This window comes from Actinospica acidithermotolerans (assembly GCF_018139625.1).
GTDB classification, from domain to species: Bacteria; Actinomycetota; Actinomycetes; order Streptomycetales; family Catenulisporaceae; genus Actinospica; species Actinospica acidithermotolerans.
The window spans coordinates 1-11,783 of sequence record NZ_JAGSOH010000171.1 but is presented as its reverse complement, the minus strand read 5'-3'; the positions used below and the strand labels follow the sequence as shown (position 1 = coordinate 11,783).

The following is an 11,783-nucleotide window of genomic DNA, read 5'->3' as shown; positions in this document are numbered from 1 at the left end:
GGGCCGTCCCACCCGCCGCCGCCACACCGTCCGCCGGCGGTAGGGAGCTGTCAGCTCGTCCTGAGCCGTCAGCTCGGCCCGCTACCGGCGAGGCGCGTCGAACTCCCCGGCTTTCGCTCCCGCCAGGAACGCCGCCCACTCCGCGGCATCGAAGACCAATGCCGGGCCTTGGGGATTCTTCCCGTCGCGAATCGCCGCGCCCCCGCCGGGCAGCGCGGCGACCTCGACGCAAGCGGAGCCGTTCGGGCAGCCAACCGGCTTGCGCCATGGGAGATCGTTGTAACCTTTGGTGTCCATTCGGGCACCTCTCGCATTCGGCCTGGATGTATACGGCAGTCGTACCGTCTTCCGTATTCCCGTTGGCCGCGCACTCAATGCGGTCGCCGATGGCCCGCCCGGAAACGTGTCGACGGGAGGGACCCGACGATGCGAGGCCCTCCCGTCGGAGATCCGATGCGGTCAGCGGCCGAGGTCGAACCGGCCTGCCTTCGCCTCCGTCAGGAACGCGGCCCACTCGGTGGCGCCGAACACCAGGGACGGGGCTGCCGGGTTCTTGCCGTCCCGCACGGCGTGCCGACCATCGGGCAGCGCGGCCACCTCGACACACGACGCATTATTGGGGCAAAGGCTTGATTTACGCCACTCGAGGGAGAGCGTGTCGGCGCGGGCGCCCGCTTGGTCTTGAGAAGTCACGGGCGACATCATAGGTGTTTCCTCAATCCAATCCGGCCAGAATGCTCTCAAGCAGCGTGCGCGTCGCGTGCGGATCCAGAGCCAAGTGTGTGAGTGCGTCGAACGTGCCGGCCATCCTGGAAACGTCGGCTTCTCGTTCGATGATCTGCGCGCCGTTGGCCGTTTCCATGTAAACGGTGGTCGAGGCCTGATCGGTGCTGTCGGTGTAGTCCAGGATCAGCCACTGTGAGGTCTCGGATCCCGGATACAGGCCGGCCGCGAACGGTATCACTTGCATCGTCACATGCGGCTTCTGAGACATGGTGATCAAGTGCTGCAATTGGTCACGCATGGTCTCCTGGTCGGGAAGCCGACGCCTCAGCACACTCTCGTCGATCAGTACGTGGAAGCTCATCGCGTCCTCTTGCTCCAAGAGCTCCTGGCGTTTGAGGCGGAGCTTCACCCTGTCGTCGGCGTTGCGAGGGAGGTCCTCGATCTCGCTGTAGGGGCTGTAGTACTCCGGTGCGATGAACTGCAGGCTCTCCACGACGCGCGCGTAGCCCGGCGTCTGGAGCAGGCCGGGTACGAACGACGATGCGAACTCGCGAATGCCGGTCGCGATCTCTTCGAGGGCCACGTAGAGCAGGTAGCCGCTCAGTTGCTTGTCGAGGGTGACCGGTGACCCGCTGTCGTGAGCCAGCTTCGCCAGTTCGACGAGTCGCTCGCGCTCATCATCCGGCACTTCGTAGATCATGCAGAGATCGTGTACATCCCGCGGGATCACGCTGCGTCGGGCAGTCTCCATACGGCTGAGTTTGGTGATGGAGAAGCTCGAGCCGTAACGCCCCTTCATGGCGGTGGTGACCTCTGCGATGGTCATTCCGCGCTCCTCGCGGATGCGGCGCAGGGCATGGCCGAGTTCCCTGCGGAGCCGCAGAGCGCCCGTGGACTCCGGCATCCGGCCCACCTCCCGTGGAAGATCCATCAGGACTGTTACACGGCAACCGGGCGCTGCGCGATACGAACGCACATGCTCGGGGTACATGCCAGGTGAACTTGTCGTTGGCAATTGCCAAACGCAGTTGCCAAGTCACTCTCTAGGCGAAACTATCAGAACTGAGGCCGCCAAGGGACCTCAATCGCTTGCGGATCGCCGAGGATCCTCGAAGGCGATCCGGGTGGAGGGCGACGGCCTACGGGCCGTCAGGTCGCCCGGGCGGCAGGGACGGGAGGGAAGGAGTCCCAAGGATGCACGAACGACACAGCAGAGGCAGATACATCGTCGACTGCCCGGCCTGCCTCGGCACGGGTAAGGTGCCCCGGCCCAACTCCATCGTCCTGCACGGCTGCATGCTGTGCTGGGAGCGGGGTGTGGTGTCCACCATCGTCGCGGAGCGCTGGCGCAAGCGTGACGAGCCGTCGGACGACGTGCGCTGACGTCCGATCGTCACGACCCCCGGGATCGCCCGGATAGGCAGGCGGGGGCGCCCGGACAGACAGGGCCGGTACAGGGTCCGGCCCTGGTGACCGACTACTCCACCGACCGATCAGCTCTCCCCATCGCTTCACGCAGGACTCGTCCTACGCACGACCGGCTCGACGTGGGACTCGTTCAACGCACGGCTGATCAGCTCTCCCCGCTGGTCGCCGTGCGGCCGCGCCCCGCAGGCGAACCCGCAGGCGAACCCGCGGGCGATCACGCGCTCGGCGCGGCCGCGACTCGGCTCGACGCCTGGTTACGCCCCCTGCTCCAGCTAGTGCCCCGCCCGCTCCTGCTGCCCCGCCGGCTCCTGCCCCGCCCGCCGCGCTGCCGCGGCGTCGGCCTTCTGGGCGAAGCGGTTGGTGATGGGCAGCCGCCGGTCGCGGCCGAAGGCCTTGGGGGAGATCTTGGCGCCCGGCGGGTACTGGCGGCGCTTGTACTCGGCCTGGTCCGTCAGCCGGATGATGCGCTCGACCAGCACCGGGTCGTAGCCCGCTTCGACGATCTCGTCGATTCCCTTGTCGCCCTTGACGTACAGGTCCAGGATGCCGTCCAGCAGCTCGTAGTCGGGCAGCGAGTCGGAGTCCTTCTGGTCCGGGCGCAGTTCGGCGCTCGGCTCCTTCTCGATGGAGTTCGCCGGGATCGGCGGCGTCTCGCCGCGCTCTTCGGCGGCTGCGTTGCGCCAGCGTGCCAGGTCCCAGACGAGGGTCTTCGGCACGTCCTTGATCGGGGAGTAGCCGCCGATCGAGCCTGCGTCGTACAACGTGGCGTAGCCCACGGACAGCTCGCTCTTGTTGCCTGTCGCGAGCACGAGGTGCCCGCGCTGGTTCGACAGCGCCATCAGGATCGTGCCGCGTACGCGCGCCTGCAGGTTCTCGTCGGCGACGCCGGTGATCGCGGTTCCGGCGTCGGCGATGGTCTTTAGGTACGCGTCGACCATGGGCGCGACCTCGACCGTCTCGTAGTGCAGGCCGGTGCGGCGCGCTAGGTCGGCCGCGTCGCTCTTCGAGTGCTCGGAGGAGTAGGCGCTCGGCATCGATACGGCGTATGCGTTCTCGGCGCCCACCGCGTCGACGGCGATCGCCGCGACGAGTGCCGAGTCGATGCCGCCCGAGAGGCCGAACAGCACCGACTTGAAGCCGTTCTTGCGCACGTAGTCGCGCAGGCCCAGGACCAATGCGCGGTAGATCTCCTCGTGCTCGTCCGGCTGCTCCTCGATCACCGGCTCGACGCGCGGCGCGGGCGGAGCGGCCAGCGGTTCGGCGCTTGCGACGACCCGACGGATCGTCATGCCGTTGGACGCGACCGTGTCCTCGACCGGCAGGTCCGCCTCGGGGAGCTCGAGGTCCATCACCACGAGCTGCTCGACGAATTTGCCGGCCCGAGCGAGCAGGCTGCCGTCGGGAGCGACCACCAGGGAGTCGCCGTCGAAGACGAGCTCGTCCTGGCCGCCGACCTGGTTCACGTACACGACGGTGCAGCCGGTCTCGATCGCCCGCGTGCGCATCAGGTCGTAGCGCTCGTCGTCCTTGGCCAGCTCGTAGGGCGACGCGTTGATCGAGAGCAGCAGGTTGGCGCCCGACTCGGCGGCGGCGGCGGGCGTGCCACGGTCCTGCCACAGGTCCTCGCAGATCGCCACGGCCACGTCCACGCCGCCGATCCGCACCACCGGCAGCTCGTTGCCGGGCACGAAGTAGCGGTACTCGTCGAAGACCCCGTAGTTGGGCAGGTGGTGCTTCGCCGAGCGGATCAGCACACTGCCGCGGTGCAGCACGGCAGCCGCGTTCTGCGGGGATCCGGCCGGGAAGCCCGCGCGCGGCACCCATTCGGTCTCGTCCAGGTAGCCGACCACGACGACCAGCTCGCCGAGGCCTTCCTCGGCCAGCCGGGTGCCGAGGTCCTCCAGCGCCGCCCGCGAGGCGTCGACGAACGAGCCGCGCAGCGCCAGGTCCTCGATGGGGTAGCCGGTCAGCGCCTGCTCCGGCGCAGCGAGCAGGTGCGCGCCCGCCGCCGAGGCCTCGCGCGCCGCCTGGAGCACCAACGCCGTGTTCCCCGCCAGATCGCCCACGGTGGGGTTGATCTGGGCCAGTGCGATTCTCAGTTGCGCCATGGGCACCATTGTAGGCGCCCTTTATCGTCACTGCGACGAAAACGGCTGCGAGGTCGGTCACGCCGCCCTCGCGCCCGCGCCCAACCGCGGCACGCCGCCCCCGGCGAGAAGGCGAGAAGGCCGGACCGCGCCGGAAAGGGCCGGGAAAAAGGGGAGCGAGGCCTGTCGCACGGGGGGACGACAGGCCTCGCGGTGGAGAGTTGTCGAGGACTCTCCACGGGCGCCAGAGGTTTCCGCCGTCCGGGTCCGAAGACCGCGCGGACGGCGGGGGGCGGTTCCGGCGCCTGCGGCGCGGATCCGCACGGGGGGACGGATCGGGCGCCGCGACGGTTCGCGGACCCCACGGGGGGAGGGGCGCCGCGCACCTCGGGAAGACTCCTCCGTACGGGGGGACGTCGGAGTCTCGAAGAGGATTATTCATGGCGGCACGGGGATTGGCGACCCCTTCGGGAAAAGTTCTCGCTGGGAATCACCGCCCTCACCGCGCGTGTTCAGCCCCTGACCCGCTTGCCCAGGTTGATCACGATATCCGACGGGCGGTTCGGTCACCCAGAGTCGACATCGCGTCGGCATGGGCGAGGCCGGCCGGACGGCCGCACGGGGGTCGGCACCGGCCTGCCGGAAATATCAGTGGTCACCGATACTACGGCCCGGTAGACCTCTCGGATCCGCGACTCGCTCAGCACTTCCGCGGGAATTCCGGCCGCCGCCACCCGGCCCCGGTCGAGCAGCACGAGCCGGTCGGCGTACTGGGCCGCCGCGGTCAGGTCGTGCAGGGTGCTGATCACGGTCAGGCCCTCGTCCAGCCGCAGTTCGTCGACCAGTTCGAGGACGTGCTGCTGGTGCCCGAGGTCGAGCGCCGACGTCGGCTCGTCGAGCAGCAGGACGCGCGGCTGCTGGGCGAGCGCGCGGGCCAGTACGACGCGCTGCCGTTCGCCCCCGGAAAGCGTGCCGAGCCGCCGGTGCGCCAGGGACTCCAGTTCGAGCCGGGCCAGCGCGCCGTCCGCGATCTCGCGGTCGAAGCGGCCGGGATTGCCCAGGTAGCCGAGGTACGGCGTGCGGCCGAGAAGAACGTATTCACGCACTGAGACGTTCGGCGGCAGCGTCGGCTGCTGGGCCACGTAGGCGAGCACCCGGGCCAGATCGCGTCGCTGGGAACCCTCCGGTGCGGGTTCGAGCGTCACCGCGCCTTGATACGGCAGTAGCCCGGCGAGCGCCTTGAGCAGCGTGGATTTCCCGGCTCCGTTCGGCCCGATCACCCCGAGCCAGCCGCCCGAGTCGACGCGCAGCGACACGCCGTCCACCGGCACGACGCCGCGGTCCAGCACGACGCGCACGTCCGTCGCCGTCAGAGCACTCATTCGGTGATCACCCGGCTCCGCCGCAGAATGCCCACGAACACGGGCGCTCCGACGATCGCGGTGACCACGCCGATCGGCAGTTCCGACGGGCTGAGCGCCGTGCGCGCCACCGTGTCCGCCGACTCCATGAACCCGGCCCCGACCAGCAGCGACAGAGGCAGGACCACCGCGTACGACGGCCCGCCGAGCCGCCGCGCCACGTGCGGCACGACGATCCCGACGAAGCCGATCAGCCCGCTGACGGCGACGGCCGTGGCCGCGGCGAGCGAGGCGGCGGCGATCACGATCAGCCGCGTGCGGCCGGCGTTCAGGCCCAGGCTGCGCGCCTCGTCGTCGCCGAGTCCGAGCACGTCCAGGCGTCGGCTGTGCACCAGGAGGACCAGGATGCTCACGGCCGCGTACGGCAGGGCTTCGGTCACCTGCGTCCACGACGCGGTGGCCATCGACCCGAGCATCCACGAGTAGACCTGCTGCAGGTCCTGCGATTCGCGCTGAAGCAGGAAGGTCTGCGCGGCGGTGAGGAACATCCCGACCGCCACGCCGGACAGGAGCAGCGTGGCCGTGTCCCGGCGCCCGGCCGACGCGAACCAGGAGACGGCGACGCCGAGCAGCGAGCCGACGAACGCCGCGACCGGCACCACCGAACCGCCGAGGCCGCTCAGGAAGACGATCGCGATCGTGGCCGCCAACCCGGCGCCCGCACTGGAGCCGAGCATTCCCGCGTCGACCAGCGCGTTGCGGAACACGCCCTGGTAGCCGGCCCCGGCGACGGCCAGCAACCCGCCGACCAGCAGCGCCAGCACAACACGAGGCAACCGGATCTGCAGCAGGATGTTCTGCTCCAGCGGCGAGAGGCCGGTGTCCAGGTGCACCAGCGGAATCCGGTCGAGCAGCGTCGCCACGACGCCCCACGGGCTCAGGTCCGCCGCCCCGACGAGCGCACCGAGCACGGCCACGGCGATCGCGAAGACCGCCGCGGCCGTCAGGGCGCGGACCGTACGGCTCATCGCTGCGCGGGCGCCTTCTCGACCGCCGCCGCGATCGCCTCGACGAGCTGCGGCAGGCGCGGCCCCCAGCGCGAGGCGATGTCGTCGTTGAGCCCCGCGACGTCGTCCACCTTCACGGCCTGGACGCTCGCCCAGCCGGGCCGCGCGGCCACGCTCTTCGCGGTGGCGCCGCAGCAGACGGTGTCGGCCAGGAACACGATGCTCGGGGACGACTGGACGATGTACTCGCTGGAGAGCTGCGGATATCCGCCGTCGGCCGCCTTGTCGACCTTGTCCGCGATGTTCTTGAGCCCGAACAGGCCGGCGATCTGACCGATGAAGGTCGCTGAAGTGGCCGAATAGTACGTCGGATCGAGCTCCCAGTAGTACGTCAGATCCGCGTGCGACGTGCCGGCCTGCTGGACGGCGGCGCGGATCTCGCTCTTCATCGTCGCGACGGTCGAATCGGCGCCGCTCGCGTGGCCGGTCGCCTTGCCCAGCTGCTCGATCTGCGTGTACGCGTCGTTCAAAGTGTTGGCGGCCGGCTCGATCATGACCGTCACGCCCACCTTCTTCAGCGCGGCGACCAGCCCGTTCGAGTCCTCCGAGACGACCACGAGGTCGGGGTTGTACCGAAGGATCGCCTCGGCGCTCGGGGTGATCGGGTCGAGCGTCGTCCTCGGCGCGTTCGCCGGGTAGTCCGAATCCTTGTCCACGGCCACGACCTGGCCGCCCGCGCCGATCGCGAAGAGGTCCTCGGTGGCGGTGGGGGAGAGCGAGACGATGCGGCGCGGCTCGCTCGCGGAGAGCGCGGCGGTGTTCGCGGTCGTCGGGGAGCTCGAGCAGGCGGCGAGCCCGAGGGCCAGGAGCGGGAGGGCGGTCGCGGCCGCGGCGCGGCGGGGCAGACGCATGGGGACTTGTCCTTCGCAAGCAGGCGGGCAGGCCGCCTTCGGGAAGGACGGAGCGACCATGCCCACGGGTCGTCTGTGTCGTCAGTCGAATCCGCAGGCGACCTGGCTCCGCCCGCCCCGTCTCGGGGCCGGACGTCACAGTTGCGGGACAGCGCCGGACTCACACCGGCTTCGCTGCGGATTCGCTTTCATGAGATTACTACGTCAATCGGGTTACACCTGGCGGGAGGTGGCCGCGATCGCGAGCTCGGCGAGCACCGCGCGCGCCTCGTGCTCGATCCGCGCGCGCTCCAGCGCGGCCAGCGCCAGCTCCGTGCGCTCCGCGATCCGCTGCTCGACGGCGGCCAGCGCACCGGTCCCGACGATGACCTCTTGCAGCGCGGCGACCCCGGAGGCGTCCAACGCCGCGTCACCCAGGCCCTCGCGCAACAGCTTCAACTGCTCCGCGTCGGCCCGCTCGGCGGCCAGCGCGACGAGCACGGTCTGCTTGCCCTCGCGCAGGTCGTCGCCCGCCGGCTTGCCGGTCGTGGCCGGATCGCCGAAGACGCCGAGCACGTCGTCGCGCAGCTGGAACGCCTCGCCGAGCGGCAGCCCGTACGCCGAGAGGGCCCGGTTCACCGGCCCGGACTCGTCGCCGTCCCCGGTGGCCAGTGCCGCACCGAGCTGCAGCGGACGCTCGATGGTGTACTTCGCCGACTTGTACCTGATCACGGTCTCGGCACGCTGGAGGATCTCGCGCGCAGAGGCCACGCCCAGGCCGCGGCTCTGCGCGACCACGTCGAGGTACTGACCCGCCATCACCTCCGAGCGCATCAGGTCGAAGATCGGCCGCGCCGCGTGGATCCGCACGGCATCGAAGCCCGAGCGGGTGAACATCTCGTCGCACCAGGTCAGCGTGATGTCGCCCAGCAGAATCGCGGCCGCCGCGCCGAACCGCGCGTCCGGGCCCTCCCAGCCGCCCGCCGCGTGCAGCGCCTCGAAGCGCTTGTGCACGGCCGGCTTGCCGCGCCGGGTGTCCGAGCCGTCCATGTAGTCGTCGTGGATCAGCGCCGAGGCCTGCAGCAGTTCCAGCGAGGCGGCCGCCGTGAACGCCGCGTCGTCAAGTGTCTCGTCCCCCCGCGCGCCACCGGCCGCGCGCCAGCCCCAGTAGCAGAACGCCGGCCGCATCCGCTTGCCCCCGTCCAGGAACTCGCGCAGCGCGGTTGCGGGCTCCACCAGATCCGCGGAGATCTCCCGGAGCACCAGCTCCTGCCGGTCCAGGAAACCGGTCAGCGCTCGGGACACCCGGGCGCGCAGTTCACGCCGGTCAAGAGGGGAAAGGGAGGTCTCGCTCACTCCTCGTACCCTAAGCCATCCGCCGCGGATGGGATCGACCGGCCGCGGAGGAGCGCCGCCGCGGCGCGGCGGTGGACATCCGCGTCTCGGCAATCGGACACGTTCTCGACACATTCCGGACCGCGATTAGGCTTTTGACCATGGCACTCGGACTTCCCAGCGTCCGCCCGGACCGCGCCGTGACCGTTCGCGAGCTGCTCGCCGCCGGTCGGCCGACCATGTCCTTCGAGTTCTTCCCGCCGAAGGACGAGGCCCAGGAGCGAAGTCTGTGGAAGGCCCTGCGCCGGATCGAGAGCGTCGGTCCGGACTTCGTCTCGATCACCTACGGCGCCGGCGGCTCGACCCGCGCGGGCACGGCGAGCGAGGCCGAACGGGTGGCCACGGAGACGACGCTCACCCCGTTGGGCCACCTCACCGCCGTGAACCACTCGATCTCCGAGCTCCGGCAGATCATCGGCCGGTACGCCGACGCCGGCGTGCGCAACGTGCTCGCCCTGCGCGGCGACCCGCCGGGCGACGTGAACGGCCCGTGGGTGCCGCGTGCCGACGGCCTGACCTACGCCGCGGAGCTGGTGCGGCTGGTCAAGGAGTCCGGCGACTTCTGCGTGGGAGTCGCAGCGTTCCCTGAGCGGCACCCGCGCTCCGCCGACTGGGACGGTGAGATCCGCAACTTCGTCGCCAAGTGCCGCGCGGGCGCAGACTTCGCGATCACCCAGATGTTCTTCGAGGTCGACGACTACCTGCGGCTGCGCGACCGGCTGACCTCGGCCGGCTGCGAGACGCCGGTGATCGCGGGGGTCATGCCGATCACCCGCGCGGCGCAGATCGAGCGCATGGTCACCCTCAGCGGCGGCAGCTTCCCCGCGGCGCTCGCCGAGCGCATCCACGCCGTCGCCGACGACAGCGCGGCCGTCCGCGAGATCGGCATCGAGTACTGCACCCGAATGTGCGAGCGGCTGCTGGCCGAGGGCGTCCCCGGCCTGCACTTCATCACCCTGAACGCCTCCACGGCGACGCTCGAGGTCTACCACAACGTAAACCCGGCCGACTGAGGCCGGTTGCCGCACGGGGTCGGCGTAACACACGCGGCGTCTGGTCGGCATCACACGCACGTCGGTCGGCCTCGGTCGGCATCAAACGCTCGTGGGCCCGCAAGGGGGTGCTGGTTGGCATCACGTGCGCGTGGGTCGGCCTCGCACGTGCGTCGGTCGGTGTTACACGCACGTTGGCCTCATACGCGCGTCGGTCGGTGTCGCACGCGCGTTGGCCTCACGCGTGCGTCGGTCGGCCTCACACGCGGAGGGCGTCCGTTGGCCTCACGTGCGCGTCGGGCTCGCAAGCGCGTTGGCCTCGCACGCGCGGCGTTGGCCTTACGCGTGCGTCGGTCGGCCTCGCTCGCGCGTTGGCTTCACAAGTGCGTCGGCATCACACCCGCCTCCGTCAGATCACACCCGCCTCGGTCAGATCAAACCCGCCTCGGTCAGATCAAACCCGCTTCGGTCGGCATCACACCCGCTTTGGTCAGCATCACACGCGCGTCGGCTTGAGTACCTCCGCCGCGTTCCACGTGGACAGCGCGGCGAACGCGATGCCCGGCCCGGGTCGTGAGCTCGGGCCGACGTGCAGCAGCCCCTTGATCGGCTGAACGGTCGGCGAACGCAGAATCGCGCTGCTCAAAGAGTTGATCGCCGGTCCGTGCAGCGAGCCGCCGGGCGTTCCGGTCAGCAGTTCGCGATCTGCCGGCGTGAAGACTTCGCGGACGGCGAGCGCGTCCTCGGCGATGCCGAGCCGCTGCGCGACACTCTGCCTCAGCGCCTCCGGGTCTGGATTCCTCGTACCAATCGGCACATCGGTGGACGCGATCCACTCATTCGGCCGCTCGGGAGCGGCGCGGAGCCGGATCGTCGCCTCGTCCCCCGCGCCGAAGAGCACGGTCTCGTACACCCGTTCGGCCGTGTCCCGGCTCTCCAGGCGCACGCTCAGAATCGACGGCGAGTAGTCCGTCGGCCGAATGTCCCCGGCCGCCTTGGCCTGCTTGCCGCCCGTCAGCCGTGCCAGAACGTGCGCGTCAACGGCCGCGACGACCACGTCCGCCGTCAGCCGCTCGCCGTCCGCCAGCGTCACGCTGCCTGCGGCGATGGACTGGGCCGCGGCGTCGAACCGGAAGGTCGCGCCGCGCTTGAGGCAGCGCTCGTACAACGCCGTGGCAAGCTCGGGCAACCCGCCGACGATCCGCCACGCGCCGAAGGTCTGCTCGATATAAGGCCTGATCGCGAGCACGGCCGGGGCCGTCTCCGGCGCGGCGCCCGCCGCCTGCGCGTACTCGTCGAGCACGCGCATCATGCGCGGATCGCGGATGCCGGCCGCCTCACCGATCTGACGCAGCGTCCGCCGCGGCGCGAGGGCACGACGTGCAGCGGAGTTGCGCAGCAGACGCCAAAGATCACCGCGCCCCGCGTCCGGAACCTCGACGAGCGTCGGCCGAATCGCGCTCCACGCTCGGTTCCCATGGTCCACGACACGCAGCCAAGCGTCACCGGCGCCCGGCCCGAAGGCGGCGTCGAACGCGTCCTTCGAGGCGCCCCGAGCGGCGTTAGGGAGATCGAGGCTGGACCCGTCCGGGAAGCGATACGTGCGCACCGGATCGACCGGACGCAGGTCCACGACCTCCTCGAGCTTGCCGCCCGCGCTCGCCTTGCGGCCCCCCGTCTTCACGAACAGGTCGCGCAGGGCGGCCGGAAGAGTGATCGTGTCGGGCGTGGCCCACACGAGCGATCCACCCGGGAAGGCGTTGCGTTCGATGACGGTGACGTCGTTGGCGGCACTCGCCATGCGCGCCGCCGCCGCGAGTCCGGCTAGGCCCGAGCCGACGACGATGATCCTTGCCATGCCCCACAGCGTACGTGCCCGCCGCCACACCCCGTCGCC

General features: G+C 70.3%; 11 protein-coding genes and 1 riboswitch. Of the genes, 2 read left to right on the top strand and 9 right to left on the bottom strand.

Annotation, left to right across the window (positions count from 1 at the left end; all coding sequences use genetic code 11):
* Positions 1–81: 81 nt before the first annotated feature.
* From KDK95_RS32020 to KDK95_RS32010, 3 genes are all read right to left on the bottom strand, one after another.
* Positions 82–297 carry a DUF397 domain-containing protein gene (locus KDK95_RS32020; protein WP_212522096.1) on the bottom strand — a complete coding sequence of 72 codons (216 nt, stop codon included), beginning with the start codon at positions 295–297 and terminating at the stop codon, positions 82–84.
* Between the two features lie 162 nt (positions 298–459).
* Positions 460–693, bottom strand: coding sequence for a DUF397 domain-containing protein (locus KDK95_RS32015; protein ID WP_212522095.1), 234 nt, complete (start codon positions 691–693; stop codon positions 460–462).
* A 22-nt stretch (positions 694–715) separates the two neighbouring features.
* Positions 716–1,630: a helix-turn-helix domain-containing protein gene (locus tag KDK95_RS32010; RefSeq protein ID WP_212522094.1), complete on the bottom strand. Its 915-nt coding sequence runs from the start codon at positions 1,628–1,630 to the stop codon at positions 716–718.
* 290 nt (positions 1,631–1,920) lie between these two features.
* On the opposite strand from KDK95_RS32010, the gene KDK95_RS32005 reads away from it, so the two are divergent.
* Entirely contained in the window at positions 1,921–2,109 is a 189-nt protein-coding gene (locus KDK95_RS32005) for a hypothetical protein (protein ID WP_212522093.1), read from the top strand.
* A 317-nt stretch (positions 2,110–2,426) separates the two neighbouring features.
* Here the strand turns inward: KDK95_RS32005 and KDK95_RS32000 are convergent, their stop codons facing one another.
* The 5 genes from KDK95_RS32000 to KDK95_RS31980 form a co-directional block, all read right to left on the bottom strand.
* The gene (locus KDK95_RS32000) at positions 2,427–4,262 is read right to left on the bottom strand and encodes an NAD+ synthase (protein WP_212522092.1); all 1,836 of its coding nucleotides are present in this window, start codon (positions 4,260–4,262) and stop codon (positions 2,427–2,429) included.
* A 545-nt stretch (positions 4,263–4,807) separates the two neighbouring features.
* Positions 4,808–5,623: an ABC transporter ATP-binding protein gene (locus KDK95_RS31995; protein WP_212522091.1), complete on the bottom strand. Its 816-nt coding sequence runs from the start codon at positions 5,621–5,623 to the stop codon at positions 4,808–4,810.
* The gene (locus KDK95_RS31990; RefSeq protein ID WP_212522090.1) at positions 5,620–6,630 is read right to left on the bottom strand and encodes a FecCD family ABC transporter permease; all 1,011 of its coding nucleotides are present in this window, start codon (positions 6,628–6,630) and stop codon (positions 5,620–5,622) included. The genes KDK95_RS31995 and KDK95_RS31990 overlap by 4 nt, the downstream gene beginning before the upstream one ends.
* A complete protein-coding gene (locus KDK95_RS31985; RefSeq protein ID WP_212522089.1) occupies positions 6,627–7,520 on the bottom strand; it encodes an ABC transporter substrate-binding protein in 894 nt (297 codons plus the stop codon). The genes KDK95_RS31990 and KDK95_RS31985 overlap by 4 nt, the downstream gene beginning before the upstream one ends.
* Before the next feature lie 75 nt (positions 7,521–7,595).
* Positions 7,596–7,739, bottom strand: a riboswitch (cobalamin riboswitch).
* Positions 7,734–8,855, bottom strand: a complete 1,122-nt coding sequence (locus KDK95_RS31980) for a polyprenyl synthetase family protein (RefSeq protein ID WP_307844831.1) — start codon at positions 8,853–8,855, stop codon at positions 7,734–7,736. Its footprint overlaps the riboswitch before it by 6 nt.
* Positions 8,856–8,995: 140 nt before the next feature.
* Between KDK95_RS31980 and metF the strand changes: the two genes are divergently transcribed.
* Positions 8,996–9,907 (top strand): methylenetetrahydrofolate reductase [NAD(P)H], encoded by a 912-nt coding sequence (metF, locus tag KDK95_RS31975; RefSeq protein WP_212522087.1) that lies wholly within the window; start codon positions 8,996–8,998, stop codon positions 9,905–9,907.
* Positions 9,908–10,382: 475 nt separating this feature from the next.
* On the opposite strand, the gene KDK95_RS31970 is transcribed toward metF, so the two are convergent.
* Positions 10,383–11,783, bottom strand: a 1,401-nt coding sequence (locus KDK95_RS31970) for a phytoene desaturase family protein (RefSeq protein WP_212522086.1), incomplete at its 5' end; no start/stop codon positions are given.